Origin of the sequence: Asticcacaulis aquihabitans, assembly GCF_032490435.1 — a bacterium.
Classification (GTDB): Bacteria; Pseudomonadota; Alphaproteobacteria; order Caulobacterales; family Caulobacteraceae; genus Asticcacaulis.
The window spans coordinates 294,770-316,571 of record NZ_JAVGWM010000003.1; the positions used below are offsets into that span (position 1 = coordinate 294,770).

Sequence of the window (21,802 nt, forward strand, 5' to 3'; positions counted from 1 at the left end):
ACAAAACATGGAAAGGCAGGCGGTGTCGTAATTGGCCGTCTGAGCGGTACATCACATGGCAGACGATTCCGGTCGGCTCAATCAGGTCTTTGCCGAGACCTCATTTCTTTACGGCACCAACGCGATCTTCATCGAAATGATGCAGGAACGCTGGGCGCAGGACCCCAATTCGGTCTCCCCCGAATGGCGCGCCTTCTTCGACTCCCTCATGGACAGGCCAGATCTGGTCAGCGCCAACGCCGCCGTCGGCGGCTGGGCGCGGCCGGTCGATCCGCCGCGGGACGACCTGACCTCGGCCATGGATGGCTTCTGGCCCGCCGTACAGGCGAAGGTCGAAAAGAATATCGCCGCAAAGAATCCGGGCGCTTCACCCGCCGATCTCCAGGCCGCGTCGCGCGATTCGATCCGCGCCCTGATGCTGATCCGCGCCTTCCGGATCCGCGGCCACCTGCAATCCAACCTGGATCCGCTGGGCCTTGAGCCGCCGATCCAGAATGCCGAACTTACGCCGGAATACTGGGGCTTCACCGCCGCCGACCAGGAACGCTCGATCTTCATCGATGGTGTGCTGGGTCTGGAAACAGCCACGCTCAAGGAAATCATTGCCCTTCTGCGCCGCACCTATTGCGGCAATGTCGGCGTCCAGTACATGCACATTGCCGACCCGGCCGAAAAGGCCTGGGTGCAGGAACGCATCGAAGGCCGCGACAAGGAAATCACCTTCACTAAGGAAGGCAAGATCGCCATCCTCAAGAAGTTGATCGAAACCGAAGGCTTCGAACGCTTCTGTCATCGCCGCTTCCCCGGCACCAAGCGCTTCGGCCTCGATGGTGGTGAAGCCATGATCCCGGCGCTGGAACAGATCATCAAGCGCGGTGGCGCGCTTGGGGTTCAGGACATCATCTTCGGCATGGCCCACCGTGGCCGCCTGAATGTGCTGGCGGGTGTCATGGGCAAGCCGTACCGTGCCATCTTCCACGAATTCCAGGGCGGTTCGACCCTACCGTCGGATATCGAAGGCTCGTCGGACGTCAAGTATCACATGGGTGCCTCTTCGGACCGCGCCTTTGACGGCAACAATGTCCACCTGTCGCTGACCGCCAACCCGTCGCACCTCGAAATCGTCAACCCGGTCGTTCTGGGCAAGACGCGCGCCAAGCAGGCGTTCAAGCTGCGCGGCAAGTCGGACGCCAATCCCGATCGCGGCATGGCCATGGGCCTGCTGATCCACGGTGACGCGGCCTTTGCTGGTCAGGGCGTCGGCATGGAGTGCTTCGCCCTCATGGGGCTGAAGGGCTACAAGACCGGTGGCACGATGCACTTCGTCATCAACAACCAGATCGGCTTCACTACGGCGCCGCGCTTCTCGCGCTCCTCGCCGTATCCGTCCGACGTGGCCCTGATGGCCCAGGCGCCGATCCTCCACTGTAACGGTGACGATCCGGAAGCTGTGGTCTTCGCTGCCAAGATGGCGACCGAGTTCCGCCAGAAGTTCGCCAAGGACGTGGTGGTTGATATGTTCTGCTATCGCCGCTTCGGTCACAACGAAGGCGATGATCCCACATTCACCCAGCCGATCATGTACGCCAAGATCAAGGACCATCCGTCGACGCGCGAACTCTATACCGCGCGCCTGATCAAGGAAGGTGTCGTGACTCAGGCGGAAGTCGATGGCTTTATCTCCGATTTCGATACCTTCCTCGATGCTGAATTCGAAGCCGGCAAGGCCTACAAGGCCACCAAGGCCGACTGGCTTGATGGCAAGTGGCAGGGCCTTGGCCTGCCGGAAGAGGACGAACGTCGCGGCTCGACCGCCGTGGCGCGCGCCCGTCTGACCGAAATCGGCCAGAAGATCACCACCATCCCGAACTCGGTTGACGCACATAAAACCCTGCGCCGCGTCATCGAAGCGCGTCAGCAGATGATCGCCACCGGCGAAGGCCTGGACTGGGCGACTGCCGAATCCCTCGCCTTCTGCTCGCTTCTGGACGAAGGCTTCCCGGTTCGCCTGTCGGGCCAGGATTCGATCCGCGGCACCTTCTCGCAACGTCACTCGGCATTTGTCGATCAACGGACCGAAGAGCGTTATTTCCCGTTCAACCACATCCGCGAAGGGCAGGCCCTGTACGAAGGCATCGACTCGGCCTTGTCGGAAGAAGCTGTGCTCGGTTACGAATACGGCTACTCTCTGGCCGATCCGAACACCCTGACCCTGTGGGAAGGCCAGTTCGGCGACTTCGTCAACGGCGCTCAGGTCATCATTGACCAGTTCATCTCGTCGGGTGAGCGTAAATGGCTGCGTATGTCGGGGCTCGTCATGTTACTGCCGCACGGCTACGAAGGTCAGGGACCGGAACACTCTTCCGCCCGCCTGGAACGCTTCCTGCAGATGTGCGCCGAAGACAATATGCAGGTCGCCAATTGCACGACGCCGTCCAACTATTTCCACATTCTGCGCCGTCAGATTCACCGGCCGTTCCGCAAGCCGCTGATCCTGATGACGCCGAAATCATTGCTGCGTCACAAGAAGGCCGTTTCCAGCCTGTCGGACATCTCGGAAGGGTCCTCCTTCCACCGCGTCCTGCACGACGATGCCGAACGCAGGCCCGAGGTTTCGGGGATCAAGATCGTTTCGGACGACAAGATCCGCCGCGTCGTCCTGTGTTCGGGTAAGGTCTATTACGACCTGCTCGAAGACCGTGAAAAGAAGCAGATCAAAGACGTGTACCTGATGCGTCTGGAACAGTTCTATCCGTGGCCGATGAAGTCGCTGATGACTGAGCTGAGCCGCTTCAAGAACGCCGAACTGGTGTGGTGCCAGGAAGAACCGAAGAACATGGGCGGCTGGACCTTTGTCGAGCCGTGGCTTGAACTGACGCTCGACCGGCTGAGCATCAAGGCCAAGCGCGCCCGCTATGTCGGCCGCCCGGCCTCGGCATCGACGGCCGCCGGCCAGATGAGCCGCCACCTCAAAGAACTCGAAACCTTCCTGAACGAGGCCTTTGCCTAAGCGCAAAGGCCCGCCTCTCCGAACCCATTCGCGTAATCGCACAAAACATTCTGGAGCCTAACCCTATGGCTGACATTCTCGTTCCCGTCCTGGGCGAATCCGTAACCGAAGCTACCATCGCCAAGTGGACCAAAAAGTCCGGCGAAACGGTGAAGAAAGACGAAATCCTCGTCGAACTCGAAACCGACAAAGTGTCCCTCGAAGTTGCCGCACCCGCTGACGGCGTGCTGCAAATCCTCGTTGGCGAAGGCGAAACCGTCACGCCGGGCATGGTGCTCGGTTCGGTCGGTGGCGCAGGGGCTACGGCATCCGCTCCTGCCGCCAAGCCCGCGGCGGCCCCTGCCGCGCCAGCTGCTGCAGCCGCTCCGGCACCCGCCGCTTCGGGCGCCCTGCTCGATGTCAAGACACCGGTGATGGGCGAGTCGGTTGCCGAAGGCACCATCTCGACCTGGCGCAAGAACAAGGGCGACGCCGTCAAGAAGGACGAAATCCTCGTCGAAATCGAAACCGACAAGGTCGCTGTCGAAGTGGCTTCGCCGGCTGACGGCACCCTGGCCGATATCGTTGCAGCCAATGGCGCGACCGTGACGCCGGGTCAGGTCATAGCTCGCATCTCCACCGATGGATCGGTCGCCGCTTCCGCGCCTGCGGCAGCCGCGCCAGCTCCCGCGGCGCCGGTGGCCACCTCGGCACCGACGGACAAGCCGCTGTCGCCGGCCGTCCAGCGTATCGTTTCCGAAACCGGTCTCGACCCGAACAAGGTCGATGGCACGGGCAAGGATGGCCGCATTACCAAGGGTGACGCATTGGCCGCTCTCAGCACCCCGGCTCCTGCGGCTTCGGCGCCGGTGCCGGTTGCCGCCGCTCCGGCCGCGCCTGCTGCGCCGCGCCCGGTCGGTCCGCGCGAAGAACGTGTAAAGATGACGCGCCTGCGTCAGACCATTGCCCGTCGTCTGAAGGAGTCGCAAAACACGGCTGCCCAGCTGACCACCTTCAACGAAGTCGATATGTCGACCATCATGGCGCTGCGCAATGCCTATAAGGACGCCTTCGAAAAGCGTCACGGCGTCAAGCTCGGCTTCATGTCGTTCTTTGCCAAGGCCGTTGTCGCTGCCCTGAAGGACATTCCGGCCGTCAATGCTGAAATCGACGGCACCGACATCATCTACAAGAACCACTACGACCTGGGCGTTGCCGTCGGCACCGATAAGGGCCTGGTTGTTCCGGTCCTGCGTGACGTCGATACCCTGTCGCTGGCCGGCATCGAAAAGGGCATCGCCGCCCTGGGCAAGCAGGCTCGCGACGGCACCCTGTCGATCGATCAGCTTCAAGGCGGCACCTTTACCATCACCAATGGCGGCATCTATGGCTCGCTGATGTCGACGCCGATCCTCAACATGCCGCAAGTCGGCATCCTGGGGATGCACTCGATCAAGGAACGCCCGATGGCGGTGAATGGTCAGGTGGTCATCCGTCCGATGATGTATCTGGCGCTCAGCTACGATCACCGCATCGTTGACGGCAAGGAAGCCGTTACCTTCCTGGTCCGCGTCAAAGAAGGCCTGGAAGACCCGCAGCGCTTCGTGCTCGACGTCTAATCGGCATTTTTCCGCTAATGCATTAAGCCCGCTATCGTGATACACGGTGGCGGGCTTTTTCATTCGGCTTGATCATGAAACGTTTTGTTCTTCTGCTTCTGGCCCTGTGCCTGACCGGCTGCCTCAGTACACCGCGCGAAGCCTTCAACACCCACGAACAACGCAAGGCGGAACTGCCTGGCTTCACTGACGTTCGGGTGTCGTCGGAAGATGAAAACCTAACGGCCAAGCTGGAACATGATCTGATTGCCAACCGGCAAGCGCATCCGACAAAACAGCTGTCCATACTGGCCTTGTCGGGTGGCGGCGCTGATGGCGCGTTCGGTGCGGGCGTGTTGGTCGGGTGGACGAAAAGAGGTGATCGACCGGATTTCCAGGTTGTCACCGGTGTGTCCACAGGTGCGCTGATCGCGCCTTTTGCCTTTCTGGGGCCCTACTACGACCCGCAGCTGCGCGAGGCCTATACCAGCGGCATCGCCACGCGTTCGATGAAGAAACGGCCCTTGGGAGCCCTGTTCACGCCGGGCGTATACAGTTCGAAGACGTTTAGCGGGCTCGTCAATCATTTCGTCGATGTCAAACTGGTCGAAGACATTGCGGCCAAGGTCGATGACAAGGGCGGGCGCCTCTACGTCGCCACCACCAATCTCGATACGCAGAGCGGGGTCATCTGGGACCTTGGCGCTATCGCGTCACAAGGCGTCGCGCAAGGCGAGGATGGCAAGATCCGCGCCCGTGACCTGATCCGTCAGGTCCTGGCGGCGTCGGCCAGTGTTCCGGCTGCCTTCGCCCCCGTGATGATCCGTACCGAAGTCAACGAGAACGGCACCACCTCCGAAATCAACGAAATGCATGTCGATGGCAGCGTGACCTTGCCCTTTTTCGTTCTGCCGGAATCGCTCCTGAACTGGAAGGTACCCGATGCGCTGAAATCCAACGGGCACATCTATGTTTTGGTCAACGGTAATATCAATCCCCATTTCGCCGTCACCAAATACCGGGCGCTCGATGTCGCGGCGCGTAGTTTCGACACTCTGACGCGTGCCCAGGCCCGGACCACCCTGGTCAGCATCAAGGGCTTCGCCGCCCGTAATGGCCTGAGTGTAGAGGTGGTCAGCATCCCGGACAGCTTTACCGGCGGCGGCCTGATGGCCTTCGACAAGGACAGCATGCAGACGGTTTTTAACCTTGGCTATGACCTAAGCGTCAATGGTAAGGGCTTTGTGCGGCCTTAATATCCCACGTCATAAATCTTTGATCCTGTGCACATATTCCGCTTGGTGCCGGCTTGGGTGTGAATTAATCTCTCAAAAACAAATATTATAATAAGGGGTTAGGGATGAAAACGTTACCGATTTGGGGGCTGGCCTGTATAGGCCTGGCCTTGGCGTGCGGGGCCGATGCGAAAGGCATGAAGAAGGAACTCAGCAACCGGGAATCCTTTACGACGGCGGACTCGGTCAAGGGGCAGGCCTATGTGAATGCCGCCATGACGACGCCGATGATGGACCTGCTGATGAAGGCCGACGTCAATCACCCCGACCTCATGCTGGAATACGGCATTGCCCTCGATCTGGGGCGTCCGTCCGTTTCGAGCCAGATGGCTCAGGCCGACAAGGAAAAGCTGAAGCGCGGGTTTCGGAGCATGCTCGACCTGTATATCAATTCCGGCGACAAGTTCGATATAACGTTCAACGAAGACGCCATGCTGGATCAGTCCGAGTTCTGGATCTACCTGGCTAAGCATGTCGGACGTCCCAAGCCCCGCGCCAGCCTGAACGGCGTGGCCGGGGGTGAAAGTGTCCCGGGTGCGCCACCGATGGCCTTTATTCCCGACGATCCCAACCAGGATAAGGAGTTCAACCTCAACGAAGACCTGATCCTGAAGCCCAACGTTGTCAATGCCGCGACAGCCTGCGCTCAATCCGCCTTTGGGTTCGCGCGTATGCGCAAGGCACAGACAGTGGATATTGCCGAAACCCGGCTGACGGCCGAGCAGTTCAGCCAGGCTCAGGCCGCCGCCGCCAAGGCGTACCGCACCTCATATGCAGAAGGTGGGCTGGCATGTGGCAGCAAGGATTATTTCTTCCAGGTGGTCGAATTCGCCAGCCATAATCTAGGCACGCTTGGTGCCATGAAGGACAATCCCGCTGCCGTCCTGCCGCCACTGGGCGAGGCCAAGGTCGAGGAATAGGGGCGATGGCGGGAGTAGTCATGCGCCGGTATTTGAGCTAAGCTTTCGTTAACCCTTCAGCGGCGGACAGGTGACGGCATGAAGTATCTGCGTTGGTTTATCGTGGCGATCGTAATTGCCTATGTTGGTTGGATCGCGTTTCCCGTGGTGAAGGCCTTCCTGCTGCCCCCGGATGTCAATGGCCCCACCATTGCGGCGCGGAGCATGGACCAGAGCGACTACCACGGTGGCTTCGATGCGCCCGCCTATCAGCCACCGACGGAGCCTATGGCCGATTCCATTCAGGGCGATACGGCTGTTCAGGCCATTGTTACCGACAACAAGCCGGTTATCTTCCTGTGGAGCGCCGTCATCGGCCTGTATCTGCTGGCGGCACTGCTGCACGCCAACGGCAATATCCGCGCGGCCTTCATCTATCTCATCGGCTTCATCGCCGACCTGATCCTGACCTATCTGACAAATGGCGACAAAAGTTTCGGTTTGATGGACAAGATCTATACCGTCTTATCTGGATGGGATCCGCGCTATGTGCTCACCCTGATCGCCATGGTCATGGGTTTTTTCGTCTACCTCACCAGCTTTCGTCCGCAGAAGCGGATGTCCGCCGCTGTCCCCTGAGATGCCGTCCTATGGGATCGCGGGCAGAAACTGGCAAGAAAACCGCTTTTGTCGGCGTAATTGACTTGACCCAAACGGTGCGGGCTCCTAGCTAACAGGCAGCAATTTACCGACTTAAAAGGGCTACTGGCATGGCTGAAGACAATTTCGACGTAGTGATCATCGGCGGCGGACCCGGTGGCTATAACGCAGCCGTCCGCGCCGGCCAACTTGGCCTCAAGACGGCGATCGTCGAGTCCCGTGGCGTTCTCGGCGGTACCTGCCTGAATGTCGGCTGCATGCCGTCCAAGGCGCTTCTGCATGCATCGGAACTGTACGAACTAGCCGGCCACGAATTTGCCAATATCGGCATCGAGGTCGCTGCCCCGAAGGTCAATCTGGTCCAGATGATGAAGGCCAAACAGGATAGCGTCACCGCCCTGACCAAGGGCGTCGAATTCCTGATGAAGAAGAACAAGGTCACCTACTTCGTGGGACGCGGGACCATTGCCGGTCCGGGGCGTGTCATCGTCACCGGCGCGGATGGCGCCGCCCAGACCCTTAACACCAAGAACATCGTCGTCGCCACCGGTTCCGAACCGACGCCGCTGCCGGGCGTCGACGTCGACCAGAAGTCGATCGTCGATTCGACCGGCGCCCTGTCTCTGCCGGCCGTGCCGAAGTCGCTGGTTGTGGTTGGCGCCGGTATTATCGGCCTTGAACTCGGTTCGGTGTGGCGCCGCCTCGGCGCTCAGGTCACCGTCGTCGAATTCCTCGACCGCATCACGCCGGGAATGGATACCGAAATGGCCACCGCCTTCCAGAAGGCGCTGGTCAAGCAGGGCGTGAGCTTCAAGCTGGGCACCAAGGTGACCTCCGCCAAGCCGGGCAGCAAGGGCGTTGAATTGACCCTGGAGCCCGCCGCCGGCGGAGCTCAGGAAAAAATCACCGCGGACGTCGTGCTGGTCGCTATCGGTCGTCGCCCCTTCACCAAGGGACTGGGCCTCGAGTCGGTCGGCGTTACGCCGGACGCACGCGGCTTCATTCCAACCAACCATTTCAAGACCACGGCGCCGGGCGTCTGGGCCATCGGCGACGTTATCCTTGGGCCTATGCTGGCGCACAAGGCGGAAGAAGACGCGGTTGCCTGTATCGAGCTGATCGCGGGCAAGGCCGGCCATGTCGATTACAATCTAGTGCCGTCGGTCGTCTATACCTATCCGGAAGCCGCCTGGGTTGGTCAGACCGAGGAACAAGTCAAGGCCTCGGGCGTGGCGTACAAGACTGGCAAATTCCCCTTCACCGCCAATAGCCGCGCCAAGATCAATCATGAGACCGAAGGCTTCGTGAAATTCATTGCCGATGCCAAGACGGATAAGGTTCTGGGCGTCCACATGATGGGCCCGCAGGTTGGCGAAATGATCGGCGAAGCGTGCGTTCTGATGGCGTTCGGTGGGGCTTCGGAAGATCTGGCGCGCACCTGCCACCCGCACCCCACGCGTTCCGAAGCCGTGCGTCAGGCAGCCATGGGTGTCGAAAACTGGGCGATGCAGATGTAGGCCGATCGCCTGCGACTACGGACTGTGGAAAAGGGAGCTTCGGCTCCCTTTTCTGTTTTTGGGCCGATCAGTGAGACAGGTTGGCCTTGCCGACGTCACCCACCTGGGGCAATTCACCGGTCATGAAGGCCTTTACATAGGCCAACCCAGTGGCGACCGGGCCGGGGGTATCCCAGAATTCGGCCTCTTCGGCCTCAAAACGTATAAGGACAAGATTGGGGTCATCCTTGCCGGCGGGAAACCACACCTTATCCAGATCGCTCCATAAGGCATCAATCTTTGCGCGATCGCGTTCGATGGCGGCGCGTCCCGCTACTGAACCGATACGATGCGGCTGAAGCGTTTGCCGTTTGGTGCGACCGAGCGTGTTTCCACCGGTCCCTTGACCGCGACCGGACCGCGGTAAGCGGTCCATTTGCCGCCCGTGGTACGGTACTGAATAGCCAGGTCACCATAGGCCAGGTTCGCCTCGAAAACGCCACCGGTGATCCGGGCGCCAGGCGCCGGCAGCCGATAGGCTATGCCGGCCGCCTCCATGTTCGCCAGCCGCGGCGCCAGGCGATCGTTGAAGTTCTGCCAGTCCGACAGCAAGCCCTTGTAGTCGATTTGCCCGTCGCCATAGTGATAGGCGCGGCCCGCGACGTAAGCGGGCTCCCATGATCCGGTGTGCCAGGCGCGTTCGGCCAAGGCGAGGGTGCGCGGATAGATAAGATAATCGGCTATGCTGTCGGTTCGGACGCCCTCACTCCATAGCTGGCCCTGTATTCCGGTAATCTTGCGGCCGGATTCCAGCGGTTCGGTATCGGCGATGGTTTGCCCGCGAGCTTGTAGGTCGGTCATCAAACTGGCATTGGCGACCAGATTTTCCGGCATGAAGGCGAAAACCTTGAACAGGTCGGTGCCGCGTGATGCCCAGTCCATGCCGCGTTCCTTCGGATCTGGGGCGTAGGGCATGTCGAAATACAACACTTCCGGCGTCGATATAACGATATCCCAACCGCGATTGGCCTGGCGGTAGGCTTCGGCCACGCCGCCGGTAAACAAACCGCCCCAGCTGTTGGATTGCACGACCTTGGGCATATCCTCGGGCTTTACGTGGCCCATGCCATCGCTCCAGCCGGCGGGTTCGATGCCCTTCTTGCCCAGCATCTGCGATACTTGGGTGATGAAGTAAGGCGTCATATGCTCTGGCGTGAGACTCTTTTCCTTGATGAGCGCCTGACACGCCGGCGAGTTCGTCCAGGCGCCTGCCGTTTCGTCTGCCCCGATGTGATAGATTTTCAGCGGCACTCCCGCTTCGCGATGCATCGCCTGAATGTCGTCGATCACGGTATCGATAAAATGGTAGGTCGACGGAATGCAGATGTTCAGTGTGTTGTCGTTATAGTGCTGGATCGAACTGTATACGGTCTTGTCGTCCGGGTCTTGCAGGCGGAATTCGTTCGCCGCTTCCGGCTTGCCTTCGGCCATCAGGCGGCGGTAGCGGGCTTCCATCGAACGGACGGCGGCGCGGGAATGTCCCGGCATATCAAAGGACGGAATGACCTCGATATGATGCGCGGCGGCGATCTGCACGATTTCGATATAGTCGGCGCGCGTCAGGTAGCCGTCGACGATCTGGCTGCCTTGCGGCCCCGCGCCGAGTTGCGGTAGCAGGCATTTGTCTTCGCTGAGGTCGTGACAACGGTGGCTGCCGATCTCAGTCAGCTCTGGCAAGGGCTTGATCGCCAGGCGCCAGCCTTCGTCGTCGCCCAGGTGGAGATGCAGGCGGTTAAGCTTATATTCTGCCATCTGGTCGATCGTGGCCAGGATAAAGGCCTTGCTGTGGAAGTTGCGCGCCAGATCGATATGCAGGCCGCGGAACCCAAAACGCGGCGCGTCGCTGATTTCCAGCGGTTTCAGGCGATTATGTTCATAGGCAGCCTGCTGGCCCAGACTGGTGAGGGCGTAAGCCGCCCCCGCAGCATCGGCGGCGGTGATGGTGATTTTGCCGTCTTGGGCGATCAGGTGATAAGATTCCGCCTTGCCTTGGCCATCTATGGTGATTTCCACCGGCACACCCGTTTTGCTCAGGCGCAGACGGCCGGCGTCGAGCGCCGCCTTGATATCGGGCAGCGTACCGCCGTCGAGTTTGGCGATACGAATGCCGCCGCTGAGAGGCAGTGGCTTGCCCTCCAGGTGTGTCGCGGCCAGAGGTGTGGGCAGGATGACGATGTCTGGTTTGGCTTGCGCGACCTGACGGGTGGCATTGAGTGCGAAGGCGCGTTCCGGCGTCAGAGATATAGCCTCATAGGCCATGGGCGCGACAAAGGGGAGGTATTCGAGGCCGCTTTGGGGATCGAATTTCGTGCGGGTGGCGGCTATGGTGCGCGGCGCCAGGCCGTCTGCGACGATATAGGCGTTGGGCATGGCCTGGTATTCCGAGCGGGCAACGCCAGGGTAATATATAGTGTAGGTTGCGCCCGGCGTCAGGGTTACGCCTGGCTTCGGCGTCACGCGGAAATTGTCGCCATTGATATGCGTAAGGTCGAACTGGTCGCTATCGGCCTTGGCAATGGCGCTGACCGAGCCGAAATAGAGCGACCAGGCACCATCGGGCAAGCTCTTGGGCAGGGTTATGTCGATACGGGTGCGGCCGGCATCATTGCTTACCTTGTAGCCGAGGGTATTGGCGAAGCTGTCGAGTTGAGCCTGCGTTGTGGCGCTGGAAATTCCCGGAACAAGGGCGGTTGTGGCCAAAAGGGTGGCGGCAAACAGGCTACTACGAATGAAAGTCGACATGGTTCCCTCGCTCTTGATTATGCAGTCAAGGTGACCGAGGCTTACCACTTTGTCAATCACGTATATCTGCCAATATAAATCCAATAGAGTACCAATGCGGCGTTTTTTCTCATCGGTAGCTTGGCGTTAATTGGGCCGGAATGGCTGCGTCGCTAAGGGTTCGGCTCTAATTCTCCCGGCTATGTAATACCAATTTGCCGGTCACAATCAGACCTGTTGATTCCGTCCCAAGGTCCCTTTTGGTGGAGGGGTAGACAGAGGCCGGTATTTTTTACTTCAAATTGCATAATTACCATCCTGATCAAGGGTTTGGGCAATACCAATTGCTATTCAATGTGATACAACCTTACTGCATTAGAATTGGCGCCAGATTGAGAGCGAATTGCGGTAAATTTATATCTATTTGAATATTAAGGTATAAATGACAAATTTGGAGCGTGCAGGCGTGCGGCATTTACCTGTAATATGAAGAATTTCCCTTGCGGGTATCATGGACAAAGGATTTGACGGAACCATACCAATGGAATAATACTGTCCTATCCGTCAACGGAGTCACAGCTGGGGCGGGTTGTGCTGGTCCACGCATTACAATCGGCGCACCAATCAACGCGCTCAAGCAAAACCGGACCTAAATCGCTCGGGGAGGGCGCATGTCTTTTATCGATACCGTTGGGGGGCTGGTCAGCGACGATCCCGCGCCGTTGTATATGCAACTGCAAAAAATTCTGCGTGATGCCATCCTATCACGCCTGTTGAGCCCAGAAGCCGCAATTCCACCTGAACGCGACCTGGCCGAGGAATTCGGTGTGTCCCGCCTGACCGTACGAAAGGCCGTCGACGGCCTGGTTAACGAAGGCCTGATTACGCGCCGTCGCGGGGCGGGCACTTTCGTGGCGTCCCGGGTCGAAAAAAGCTTCTCAAAACTGAGCTCCTTTTCCGAAGACATGATATCCCGCGGTCGCGTGCCGCACAGCCAGTGGCTGTCAAAGTCGGCAGGGGCGGTGACGCCGGAGGAATCCTTGTCACTTGGACTGTCGCCTGGCACGCTGGTGTACAGGTTTCAGCGCCTGCGTTTTGCCGACGGTCAGACCATGGCGCTTGAAACATCGACCATACCCGGCTACTGCCTGCCGAACCTGGCGGCGGTGGAAAATTCCCTCTATGCCGCCCTGGATGTCGCCGGCAACCGCCCGGTCCGGGCCCTGCAGCGTCTGCGGGCCGTGTCCTTCACGCCCGAGCAGGCGGAAATTCTCAGCATTCGTCCCGGCGACGCCGGCCTGTTCATCGAACGACGTGGGTTCCTGGCCGATGGCCGTGCCGCCGAATTTACCCAGAGCTGGTACCGCGGTGACGCCTATGACGTGGTTGCCGAACTGAACCGTGCCTAACTACCGGGCCGCTGCCTCAGATTGCCGGTATGCGGCGGAGTATCTCTAAAGTCATGTCCGATACCACCGCCGTTCTGCGCCTGAATTCCGATGCCCGCATGGAGTTGCGACGTGTTGGCCGTGAGGGCCATCCGCTGCTGATTATCGACGACGTCCTTGCCGAGCCGGAAGCCCTGGTCGCGGCGGCGCTTTTGGCTGATTTTACTCCACCGCCTCATACCCGCTATCCGGGGCTCAATGCGCCGCTTCCGGCCTATTATGCCAATGGGATCCTGGCGGCTGTCAACCCCCTGCTGGCGCGGGCGTTCGGCATGCCGGCGCATCTGCCCAAAACCTTATTTGGATTTTTCGCCCTGGCCACGCAGGCGCCCGAAGAGCTCGAGCCAATCCAGAAGGTTCCGCATCACGATTCTCCCGATCCGTTCCGCATCGCCATGGTCCATTACCTGTGCCGGGATATGGCGGGCGGCACGGCATTTTTTCGGCACAAGGCCACAGGTTTCGAAGGGGTCGACGGTCGCCGCCGCGCCGCCTATGTCGAACAGGCGGCCGTGGAACTCGAGGCCTCCGGGGCGGATCTGACGCGACACGTCAATGATGAAACGCCCAATTTCGAGCAGATCGACTTTGCACCGTTGAAATTCAACCGTTTGATCATCTACCGCAGTCATGTGCTTCATTCCGGACTTCTGGAAGGGGCTAACCTCAGCGCCGACCCCGCGGTAGGCCGCTTGACCGCTAACAGTTTCGTCGACATTCAGAAACCGACCCAAAGCCCATCTTGACAACGGATCGATCCGTGTTCTGATAAGCCCTAGCCGGCGTTCAATGACCGGCAGGCGAAACGCCTCTCGGGGAGTATAATCACAGATGAAGATATCCATCATGCTTTCGGCGCTTGTTCTGGCTTGCGTCACTACGCCGGTTATGGCTCAGACGGCCGATAATCCGGTCGTTCTCAACCAGCCGGGCGCTCAGTTCTGGAACGTGTACGGCGCCGCGCAGACGCATAAGGCGCATAAGGACAAAGACGTCCAGGGTGGCGGGGCTATGCAGGTCGTTATCACCGCACCGACACAAAACGCATGGGATGTGGGCGCATCCTTGCCGGTGACAAGCGCTTACAAGAAGGGTGACAAGATCGTGGTCGGCATCTACGCCAAGCTGGTGTCGAAAGATCCGGCCGCCACGGTTCAGGTTCCGGCCGTGATCCAGATCAATGCCGCGCCCTATTCGCCGGCCATTCAGCAAGGCTTCATCACCGTTACGACGTCGTGGCAGTTGCTGTCGATCACTGGCGTCGCAAATGACGATTATGCCGCCGAAAAGACCGCGCTGTCGTTATCCCTGGGCGGCGCCGTCAAGACGCTGGAACTTGGGCCTGCGTTCATTTTGAATGAAGGCCAATAACGTAACGCCTTTATAAATTGCCGCCCAGACGCGCATGTTATCCTTACGTGCGCGTCAATAGGCTCGCCCTTTTGAAACTAATTCAAGGGAGGCTGTTATGTCTTTGGGTACAATACTGATCATTATTCTAGTCCTGCTCCTTGTCGGCGCTTTGCCGACCTGGGGGCATAGCCGCAGCTGGGGGTATGGTCCGAGCGGCGGTCTGGGCTTGGTCGCCGTTATCGTCATCATTCTGGTTCTGACGGGGCGAATATAATGAACAGCAAAGCCATTTATCTGCTGGCGGCTGCAGCGATTATTATCATTCTGGCCGTTGTCGTGCTGAACGTACCCGATAGGCGCAGCGGCACCGAGCGTGTCGGCGACGCCATTGAAACCTTACCGCAGGGGCCTAAAAAGGCCGCCGATCAACTGGGCGACCGCAATCCCGTCGAAAAAGCCGGTGACGCTATCGAAAAGAAGACAAACTAGAAAAAAAGCCTGCCGGAGCAATCCGGCAGGCTTTTTAACTCTCACCACTCAACGCTTTTCAAAGCCTACTGAACCGTCTCGCCATATTCATTGGCGTGTTCAGCCAGGATGGTCATCCCGTCTTCGTTCACGTCGGCAAAACCGCCGCGCACCTGAAAGACGCGCTTGGTGGTGCCGTCGAGGATGACGACATCACCCTCTGCCAATGTGGTCATGAACGGTGCGTGGTGCGCCAGGACGCCGAATTCACCTTCGACGCCCGGAGCCACGACCTGATCGACCTCACCCGCGAACAGTTCGCGTTCGGGCGTCACCAGGGATACGTGCAGCTTATCCGTATCGGCCATGATTACTTACCTTCGCCGGCCAGCTTTTCAGCCTTGGCGATGGCGTCTTCGATGGTGCCGACCATGTAGAAGGCGGCTTCCGGCAGGTGATCGTAGTCACCGTTGCAGATGCCCTTGAAGCCCTTGATGGTGTCTTCGATCGACATCAGAACCCCCGGGGTGCCGGTGAAGATTTCGGCCACGTGGAAGGGCTGCGACATGAAGCGCTGGATCTTGCGGGCGCGGGCGACGGTCGCCTTGTCTTCTTCCGACAGTTCGTCCATGCCGAGGATGGCGATGATGTCCTTCAGCGCCTTGTACTGCTGCAGGATTTCCTGAACGCGCGTAGCGGTTTCGTAGTGTTCCTGACCAACGACGCGCGGATCGAGGATACGCGAAGTCGAGTCGAGCGGATCGACGGCGGGATAGATGCCTTGTTCGGCAATCGAACGCGACAGAACGGTCGTGGCGTCCAAGTGGGCGAACGAAGCGGCCGGGGCCGGGTCGGTCAAGTCGTCGGCCGGGACGTACACGGCCTGAACCGAAGTGATCGAGCCCTTGTTGGTCGAGGTGATGCGTTCCTGCAGGCGGCCCATTTCGGTGGCCAGGGTCGGCTGATAGCCAACGGCCGACGGAATACGACCCAGCAGGGCGGACACTTCGGAGCCGGCTTGGGTAAAGCGGAAGATGTTGTCGACGAAGAACAGAACGTCCTTGCCTTCGACGTCACGGAAATATTCAGCCTGAGCCAGGCCGGTCAGAGCGACGCGGGCGCGGGCGCCGGGAGGCTCGTTCATTTGGCCGTAAACCAGCGTACAGCGCGAGGTGCCCCCGCCGCCATGCTCGTTCACCTTGGACTCGATCATTTCGTGATAGAGGTCATTGCCTTCGCGGGTCCGTTCACCGACGCCGGCGAACACCGAATAACCGCCGTAGGCCTTGGCGATGTTGTTGATCAGTTCCTGGATGGTGACAGTCTTGCCGACGCCGGCGCCGCCGAACAGGCCGATCTTGCCGCCCTTGGCGTACGGGCAGATCAGGTCGATGACCTTGATGCCGGTGACGAGCAGTTCGGCCGAAGTGGCTTGGTCGGCGAAGGCCGGGGCGTCGGCATGGATCGGGTTGAAGAACTTGGTTTCGATCGGACCGGCTTCATCGATCGGCTCGCCGATGACGTTCATGATGCGGCCGAGTGTGGCGGGGCCAACCGGAACCGTGATGGGGGTGCCAAGGTCCGCGACGTCCTGGCCGCGGACGAGGCCTTCGGTGGCGTCCATGGCGATGGTGCGGACGGTGTTTTCACCCAGGTGCTGAGCGACTTCCAGAACCAGCCGCGCGCCGGTGGCGGCGTTGGTGGTTTCCAGGGCGTTCAGAATGGCGGGCATGCCGCCTTCAAAGGAGACGTCAACGACGGCGCCGATGATCTGGGTGATCTTGCCTTTGGCAGCAGTGATCTTTTGTGGTGCGGACATGGTTCGTTCCTACAGGGCTTCGGCGCCGGCGATGATCTCGATCAGTTCGGTCGTGATCTGGGCCTGGCGTTTACGGTTATATTTCAAGGTCATGGCATTGATCATTTCGCCGGCGTTACGCGTGGCGTTATCCATGGCACTCATCTGGGAGGCATAGAAGCCCGCATTGTTTTCCAACAGGCTGGCCAGAAGCTGCACTGACAGATTACGCGGCAAAAGCGTTTCGAGGATTTCCTCCTCGGACGGCTCATACTCATAGACCGGTTGCACCCCGCCTGTGTCGGCGGCGGCGGACAGGTCAACATCCGCCGGAATCAGGCGCTTGGCGCTCGGCACCTGGGCGATGACCGACTGGAACCGCGAATAGAAGAGGGTCACGACATCGGCGCGACCTTCGGAAAATTCGCGGGCAATGAGGTCGGCAATTGGTGCGACCACATCGATCGTCAGCACCTTGGTGCCGGACAGGTCGAAGCTTTCGACGATCTGGCTGCTGAACTGGCGCTTCAACTGGTCGCGGCCCTTACGGCCGATCGTGATGAGGCGCACCTTCTTGCCGGCCGCGGTTTGCGACTGGATGTATTCGCGCGCGGCACGGACGATGTTCGAGTTGAAACCGCCGGCCAGACCACGGTCAGCGGTCGCCACGACCACCAGCTGGTTCGTCGTGGAGCCGTTGCCGACCAGCATCTGCGGCGCAGAATCGCCGGTGATGCCCTTAGCCAGGTTAGCGATGACCGCCGCCATACGCTTGGCGTAGGGACGGGCGTTTTCCGCCGAGTCCTGTGCCCGCTTCAGCTTGGCGGCCGCCACCATCTGCATCGCTTTCGTGATCTTCTGCGTGGCTTTCACGCTTCCGATCTGAGTGCGCATGTCCTTTAAGCTTGCCATTTTGTGTGACTAACTTTCCGGGTTTAGGCGAAGTTGGAGGTGAAATCGGCGACGATCGTCTTCAGCTGACCTTCGAGTTCCGGCGACAGGGCTTTCTTGTCGCGGATCGCGGTCAGAAGGTCGGCGTGACGCGTACGCAGGCTGGACAGCAGTTCCTTTTCGTAACGGCCGACGTCAGAGACGGCGACGTTATCGAGGTAACCGCGCGTACCGGCATAGATAACCGCGACCTGCTCTTCGACCTTCAGCGGCGAATATTGCGGCTGCTTCAGCAACTCGGTCAGGCGGGCGCCACGGGCCAGCAGGCGCTGGGTGGCGGCATCGAGATCGGAGCCGAACTTGGCGAAGGCGGCCATTTCGCGATACTGGGCCAAGTCGCCCTTGATGGCGCCGGCGACTTGCTTCATCGCCTTGATCTGGGCCGACGAACCGACGCGCGACACCGACAGACCAACGTTAACGGCCGGACGGATGCCCTGATAGAACAGGTCGGTTTCGAGGAAGATCTGGCCGTCGGTGATCGAGATCACGTTGGTCGGAATGTAGGCCGACACGTCGTTGGCCTGGGTTTCGATGATCGGAAGGGCGGTCATGGAGCCCGAACCGTTTTCTTCGTTCAATTTGGCGGCACGTTCCAGCAGGCGGGAGTGCAGGTAGAAGACGTCGCCCGGATAGGCTTCGCGGCCGGGCGGACGGCGCAGCAGCAGCGACATCTGACGATAGGCGACGGCTTGCTTCGACAGATCGTCATAGATGATCAGAGAGTGCATGCCGTTGTCGCGGAAATATTCACCCATGGCGCAACCGGCGAACGGCGCCAGGTATTGCAGCGGAGCGGGTTCGGACGCGGAGGCGACGACAACGATGGTGTATTCCAGGGCGCCGTTTTCTTCCAGAGCCTTGACGATCTGGGCGACGGTCGAACGCTTCTGGCCGATGGCAACGTAAACGCAGTACAGCTTGGCGTTTTCGTCGGTGCCTTCGTTGGCAGCCTTTTGGTTCAGGATGGCGTCGATGGCGACGGCGGTCTTGCCGGTCTGACGGTCACCGATGATCAGTTCGCGTTGGCCACGGCCGACGGGGATCAGGGTGTCGATGGCCTTGATACCGGTCTGAACGGGTTCGTGAACCGATTTGCGCGGGATGATGCCAGGCGCCTTCAGGTCGGTCCGGCGGCGCTCGGTCGCAACAATCGGGCCCTTGCCGTCGATCGGCTCACCCAGCGGATTGACGACGCGGCCGAGCAGGCCCTTGCCGACCGGCACGTCGACGATTTCGCCGAGGCGGCGAACTTCGTCGCCTTCCTTGATCTCGCGGTCTTCACCGAAGATAACGACACCGACATTGTCCTTTTCCAGGTTCAGGGCCATGCCCTTGACGCCAGCGGCGGGGAACAGCACCATTTCACCGGCCTGAACCTTGTCGAGGCCGTAGACACGGGCGATACCGTCGCCGACCGACAGAACCGAACCTACGTCGGAAACATCGGCTTCTTCACCGAAACCAGCGATTTGTTGCTTGAGGATGGCCGAGATTTCGGCTGCACGAATGTCCATGGATTTTACGCTCTCTTAAGGGCGAATTTGAGGGAATCAAGTTTGGTCTTGAGCGAAGCGTCGAAAAGACGCGAACCTACGCGGACCTTAAGGCCGCCCAGGATGGCCGGATCAACAGTCGTGCTGATATCGGCGGAGTGACCAAGGGTCTTGGCCAGGGTCTTCTTGAGGTCTTCGAGCTGAACGTCCGACAGGGCGACAGCCGATGTAACCTCGGCGCTGACGATACCCTTGTGGGCGGCATACAGCGCGTTAAACGCGTTGATAAATGGAAACAGGTCGCCAAGGCGGCCATTGGCGGCCAGGACACCCAGGATTTTTTCGGTCAGCGGGCTAAGCGTCAGCCCCGCGCCCTTCTTCGCTGTTGCTACGGCCAGAAGGCCTTTCAGCTTGACATCCGACTTGTAGACCTGGCTGCCGACAAAAGTGCGCAATTCGCCGCTGGCGATAAGGAGCGCCTTCAAATTCGCCACGTCGCCATGCACGACATCGAGGACGCCTGTGTCCTGGGCGAGGTCGAAGGCGGCGCGGGCGTAGCGTTCGCCGGCTTCCGTTTCCCGATATTGATCACTTGTGGTGCTTGGCACGATAAGATCCAAATTTGCTTCTGATTAATGGGCACAAGCTCACGGGCGCAGAACATAGCGCCGCCTCTGACTTGAACCGCGGGCTCCTTAGCATAGGGATTCTGCCATCGCAACCAACGAGGGACAGATTCTTGCCTCAAACCCGACTTTAACAGGACGGCAAATCCAAGTTTACACGATGGCGGACAATATCTTTTGGCTGCGCGCCTTGAGATTTAGCGAGGGCCTTCTATTTCTACATGTAAGGCTAATTATAACCTTTACTCTGAGGAACCTGATTTATGGATGCCATCACCGCGCTCGCGAGCGATCCCGCCGCCTGGGCTGCCCTGTTGACACTCGTCGTTATGGAAGTCGTGCTCGGTATCGACAATCTGATTTTTATTTCCATCCTGACAAATAAGCTTCCCGAAAACATGCGGGCGCGCGCACGGGCCATCGGCTTGTCCGGCGCGCTTCTGATGCGTATCGCTCTCCTGTTCACCCTGTCGAGCCTGGCCGCCCTAAAGGATCCGGTCATCTTCCTGTTCAATCACGGCTTTTCCTGGCGTGACATCATCCTGGTCGCGGGTGGCCTGTTTCTGCTTTACAAGGCCACAAGCGAAATCAACCATGCCGCCGAGGGCCCTCATGGCGAGGGCGACAATAAGCCGCAGGCGGGCAAGTCGTTGGGCTTCGCGGCCGCCATTGCGCAAATTCTCATGCTTGACCTCGTCTTCTCGATCGATTCCATCCTGACAGCCGTCGGCATGACCGACCACCTGCCGATCATGATCGTGTCGGTGCTGATCGCCGTCTTCCTGATGTTCGTCGCCTCCGGCCCGATCTCGGCCTTCATCAACCGCCACCCGTCCATCGTCATGCTGGCCCTGGGCTTCCTGTTGATGATTGGTGTCGTCCTGGTCGCCGAAGGTTTCGGCGCCCATATCGAAAAGGGCTATATCTATGCCGCCATGGCTTTCGCCGGTTTCGTCGAGGCGCTGCAGATGTTCGCCCGCGGTCGCGCCAAGAAGCGAGCGGGGGATTCGCATTAGGGTTAGTCATTCCGCACGCTGACCCGTACGCAGAAATAGCACGCCCCCGCTCTCCGGCGGGGGCGTTTTCGTGCCCGGTCAACAAAGGGTTAATCACACGACGAGTAATATGGCGCCATGGACATTCGCCTGCCCACTTCCGTAACCCCTGTCGCGACCAAAGACCTGACGCCGCGCGAACAGGCGCGCCAGGCGGAGGCGGCCGCCAAGCTGCAAACCGCCAAGGATGTCATCAAGGCCATGGCCAATTCGCGCACGGATCAGCGCGCTCAAGCCAATGCGATGGCTCGCCAGAAAGTCGAAATGCTGAAGCAACGCTTGAAACTGTTGCAGATGAGCAGTGTCGGAAATCCGGCAGGTGTCGCTCGCCAGGTCGCCCAAATTGCCAAGGAATTGGCCGCCGCCGTCAAATCCTATGTTGCAGCCGGAGGATCGGCTGCCGATGTCGGCACCGCCTCGTCGTCAAACACCGATACGCCATCCAGTGACGCGACGCAAAAGGGCGCCGCCGCCGCGCAAGCGGCGCCAGGGGATGCCGAGACGGCAAGTGACGCCCCATCGACTGATTCGAAGGCGGGGGATGATAAAACGAGCGAGACAAAAAACCCGTACGACAAAGCCATCGACGCGCTGAATTCGCAAGCTGCTAAGAGCGGAAAGGCAGCCGCCGAAAAGCAGGAGGATGCCGACTTCCTCACCGGCGTTAAGGCGTTGAAGCAGAAGCTTAAGGAGCTACTTGCCCATGCCAAGGCCGGACTGGGGCAAAGCAACGATACCGACGAGGCCGACACCGCCATGAAGGCTCTCGAAAAGGAGCTGGCCAATCTGGAAAACGGCACGGGCGCGCAGGCGGTGTCCGCCGGAGGCCTGGTTTCCGTCGTCGCCTGAAGCGACGCTTGGCAAGCCCTTGGGTGCATTCTGTAGCAAT

General features: G+C 59.8%; 20 protein-coding genes. 13 read left to right on the forward strand and 7 right to left on the reverse strand.

From position 1 onward, the window contains the following. Positions 1-55: 55 nt before the first annotated feature. The 6 genes from RCJ00_RS12070 to lpdA all read left to right on the forward strand — a co-directional run bounded on the left by RCJ00_RS12070 (position 56) and on the right by lpdA (position 8,958). Positions 56-3,010 (forward strand): 2-oxoglutarate dehydrogenase E1 component, encoded by a 2,955-nt coding sequence (locus RCJ00_RS12070; protein ID WP_316222185.1) that lies wholly within the window; start codon positions 56-58, stop codon positions 3,008-3,010. A gap of 65 nt (positions 3,011-3,075) precedes the next feature. After that, positions 3,076-4,608 carry a 2-oxoglutarate dehydrogenase complex dihydrolipoyllysine-residue succinyltransferase gene (odhB, locus tag RCJ00_RS12075; protein ID WP_316222186.1) on the forward strand — a complete coding sequence of 511 codons (1,533 nt, stop codon included), beginning with the start codon at positions 3,076-3,078 and terminating at the stop codon, positions 4,606-4,608. Positions 4,609-4,682: 74 nt separating this feature from the next. Next, complete coding sequence (locus tag RCJ00_RS12080) at positions 4,683-5,843, forward strand: patatin-like phospholipase family protein (RefSeq protein WP_316222187.1); 1,161 nt, start codon at positions 4,683-4,685, stop codon at positions 5,841-5,843. A 104-nt stretch (positions 5,844-5,947) separates the two neighbouring features. Continuing rightward, the gene (locus RCJ00_RS12085; RefSeq protein WP_316222188.1) at positions 5,948-6,802 is read left to right on the forward strand and encodes a hypothetical protein; all 855 of its coding nucleotides are present in this window, start codon (positions 5,948-5,950) and stop codon (positions 6,800-6,802) included. A gap of 78 nt (positions 6,803-6,880) precedes the next feature. Then, positions 6,881-7,420: a hypothetical protein gene (locus RCJ00_RS12090; RefSeq protein ID WP_316222189.1), complete on the forward strand. Its 540-nt coding sequence runs from the start codon at positions 6,881-6,883 to the stop codon at positions 7,418-7,420. A 131-nt stretch (positions 7,421-7,551) separates the two neighbouring features. Continuing rightward, entirely contained in the window at positions 7,552-8,958 is a 1,407-nt protein-coding gene (gene lpdA / locus RCJ00_RS12095; protein ID WP_316222191.1) for a dihydrolipoyl dehydrogenase, read from the forward strand. A gap of 67 nt (positions 8,959-9,025) precedes the next feature. Here the strand turns inward: lpdA and RCJ00_RS12100 are convergent, their stop codons facing one another. Beyond that, positions 9,026-9,373, reverse strand: coding sequence for a pyridoxamine 5'-phosphate oxidase family protein (locus RCJ00_RS12100; protein WP_316222193.1), 348 nt, complete (start codon positions 9,371-9,373; stop codon positions 9,026-9,028). Next, positions 9,271-11,739: a family 20 glycosylhydrolase gene (locus RCJ00_RS12105; RefSeq protein ID WP_316222194.1), complete on the reverse strand. Its 2,469-nt coding sequence runs from the start codon at positions 11,737-11,739 to the stop codon at positions 9,271-9,273. The genes RCJ00_RS12100 and RCJ00_RS12105 overlap by 103 nt, the downstream gene beginning before the upstream one ends. A gap of 650 nt (positions 11,740-12,389) precedes the next feature. Here RCJ00_RS12105 and RCJ00_RS12110 point away from each other — a divergent pair. From RCJ00_RS12110 to RCJ00_RS12130, 5 genes are all read left to right on the forward strand, one after another. Further along, on the forward strand, positions 12,390-13,127 hold the full coding sequence (locus RCJ00_RS12110) for a GntR family transcriptional regulator (RefSeq protein WP_316222195.1): 738 nt from the start codon (positions 12,390-12,392) through the stop codon (positions 13,125-13,127). 53 nt (positions 13,128-13,180) lie between these two features. After that, positions 13,181-13,912 carry a DUF6445 family protein gene (locus RCJ00_RS12115; protein ID WP_316222196.1) on the forward strand — a complete coding sequence of 244 codons (732 nt, stop codon included), beginning with the start codon at positions 13,181-13,183 and terminating at the stop codon, positions 13,910-13,912. Positions 13,913-13,997: 85 nt separating this feature from the next. Beyond that, positions 13,998-14,537, forward strand: a complete 540-nt coding sequence (locus RCJ00_RS12120; protein ID WP_316222197.1) for a hypothetical protein — start codon at positions 13,998-14,000, stop codon at positions 14,535-14,537. 97 nt (positions 14,538-14,634) lie between these two features. Then, positions 14,635-14,793, forward strand: a complete 159-nt coding sequence (locus RCJ00_RS12125) for a DUF3309 domain-containing protein (protein WP_023456226.1) — start codon at positions 14,635-14,637, stop codon at positions 14,791-14,793. Further along, a complete protein-coding gene (locus RCJ00_RS12130) occupies positions 14,793-15,008 on the forward strand; it encodes a hypothetical protein (protein ID WP_316222198.1) in 216 nt (71 codons plus the stop codon). Before RCJ00_RS12125 ends, RCJ00_RS12130 begins: the two co-directional genes overlap by 1 nt. Positions 15,009-15,073: 65 nt before the next feature. Here the strand turns inward: RCJ00_RS12130 and RCJ00_RS12135 are convergent, their stop codons facing one another. Genes RCJ00_RS12135 through atpH form a run of 5 tightly spaced genes read right to left on the reverse strand, consistent with a single transcriptional unit; the run spans position 15,074 to position 19,840 of the window. Then, on the reverse strand, positions 15,074-15,355 hold the full coding sequence (locus RCJ00_RS12135) for an ATP synthase F1 subunit epsilon (RefSeq protein ID WP_023456228.1): 282 nt from the start codon (positions 15,353-15,355) through the stop codon (positions 15,074-15,076). A gap of 2 nt (positions 15,356-15,357) precedes the next feature. Continuing rightward, a complete protein-coding gene (gene atpD / locus RCJ00_RS12140; protein WP_316222199.1) occupies positions 15,358-16,806 on the reverse strand; it encodes a F0F1 ATP synthase subunit beta in 1,449 nt (482 codons plus the stop codon). 9 nt (positions 16,807-16,815) lie between these two features. Then, positions 16,816-17,697: a F0F1 ATP synthase subunit gamma gene (locus tag RCJ00_RS12145; protein ID WP_316222200.1), complete on the reverse strand. Its 882-nt coding sequence runs from the start codon at positions 17,695-17,697 to the stop codon at positions 16,816-16,818. A 23-nt stretch (positions 17,698-17,720) separates the two neighbouring features. Then, positions 17,721-19,253 (reverse strand): F0F1 ATP synthase subunit alpha, encoded by a 1,533-nt coding sequence (gene atpA / locus RCJ00_RS12150; protein ID WP_316222201.1) that lies wholly within the window; start codon positions 19,251-19,253, stop codon positions 17,721-17,723. 5 nt (positions 19,254-19,258) lie between these two features. Next, complete coding sequence (atpH, locus tag RCJ00_RS12155) at positions 19,259-19,840, reverse strand: ATP synthase F1 subunit delta (RefSeq protein ID WP_316222203.1); 582 nt, start codon at positions 19,838-19,840, stop codon at positions 19,259-19,261. A 281-nt stretch (positions 19,841-20,121) separates the two neighbouring features. Here atpH and RCJ00_RS12160 point away from each other — a divergent pair, with 281 nt between their 5' ends. Then, positions 20,122-20,874, forward strand: a complete 753-nt coding sequence (locus RCJ00_RS12160; RefSeq protein WP_316222204.1) for a TerC family protein — start codon at positions 20,122-20,124, stop codon at positions 20,872-20,874. Positions 20,875-20,991: 117 nt separating this feature from the next. Then, a complete protein-coding gene (locus RCJ00_RS12165; protein ID WP_316222205.1) occupies positions 20,992-21,762 on the forward strand; it encodes a hypothetical protein in 771 nt (256 codons plus the stop codon). Positions 21,763-21,802 lie beyond the last annotated feature (40 nt).

Excerpts from the sequence above, each read along its gene's own strand:
- RCJ00_RS12085 (WP_316222188.1), top strand. The coding sequence starts at position 5,948 with ATGAAAACGTTACCGATTTGGGGGCTGGCCTGTATAGGCCTGGCCTTG.
- RCJ00_RS12160 (WP_316222204.1), top strand. The coding sequence starts at position 20,122 with ATGGATGCCATCACCGCGCTCGCGAGCGATCCCGCCGCCTGGGCTGCC.
- RCJ00_RS12080 (WP_316222187.1), top strand. The coding sequence starts at position 4,683 with ATGAAACGTTTTGTTCTTCTGCTTCTGGCCCTGTGCCTGACCGGCTGC.
- RCJ00_RS12110 (WP_316222195.1), top strand. The coding sequence starts at position 12,390 with ATGTCTTTTATCGATACCGTTGGGGGGCTGGTCAGCGACGATCCCGCG.
- lpdA (WP_316222191.1), top strand. The coding sequence starts at position 7,552 with ATGGCTGAAGACAATTTCGACGTAGTGATCATCGGCGGCGGACCCGGT.
- RCJ00_RS12130 (WP_316222198.1), top strand. The coding sequence starts at position 14,793 with ATGAACAGCAAAGCCATTTATCTGCTGGCGGCTGCAGCGATTATTATC.
- atpA (WP_316222201.1), bottom strand. The coding sequence starts at position 19,253 with ATGGACATTCGTGCAGCCGAAATCTCGGCCATCCTCAAGCAACAAATC.
- RCJ00_RS12090 (WP_316222189.1), top strand. The coding sequence starts at position 6,881 with ATGAAGTATCTGCGTTGGTTTATCGTGGCGATCGTAATTGCCTATGTT.
- RCJ00_RS12165 (WP_316222205.1), top strand. The coding sequence starts at position 20,992 with ATGGACATTCGCCTGCCCACTTCCGTAACCCCTGTCGCGACCAAAGAC.
- RCJ00_RS12125 (WP_023456226.1), top strand. The coding sequence starts at position 14,635 with ATGTCTTTGGGTACAATACTGATCATTATTCTAGTCCTGCTCCTTGTC.
- RCJ00_RS12100 (WP_316222193.1), bottom strand. The coding sequence starts at position 9,373 with ATGGACCGCTTACCGCGGTCCGGTCGCGGTCAAGGGACCGGTGGAAAC.
- RCJ00_RS12070 (WP_316222185.1), top strand. The coding sequence starts at position 56 with ATGGCAGACGATTCCGGTCGGCTCAATCAGGTCTTTGCCGAGACCTCA.
- odhB (WP_316222186.1), top strand. The coding sequence starts at position 3,076 with ATGGCTGACATTCTCGTTCCCGTCCTGGGCGAATCCGTAACCGAAGCT.
- RCJ00_RS12115 (WP_316222196.1), top strand. The coding sequence starts at position 13,181 with ATGTCCGATACCACCGCCGTTCTGCGCCTGAATTCCGATGCCCGCATG.
- RCJ00_RS12120 (WP_316222197.1), top strand. The coding sequence starts at position 13,998 with ATGAAGATATCCATCATGCTTTCGGCGCTTGTTCTGGCTTGCGTCACT.
- RCJ00_RS12105 (WP_316222194.1), bottom strand. The coding sequence starts at position 11,739 with ATGTCGACTTTCATTCGTAGTAGCCTGTTTGCCGCCACCCTTTTGGCC.
- RCJ00_RS12145 (WP_316222200.1), bottom strand. The coding sequence starts at position 17,697 with ATGGCAAGCTTAAAGGACATGCGCACTCAGATCGGAAGCGTGAAAGCC.
- atpD (WP_316222199.1), bottom strand. The coding sequence starts at position 16,806 with ATGTCCGCACCACAAAAGATCACTGCTGCCAAAGGCAAGATCACCCAG.
- RCJ00_RS12135 (WP_023456228.1), bottom strand. The coding sequence starts at position 15,355 with ATGGCCGATACGGATAAGCTGCACGTATCCCTGGTGACGCCCGAACGC.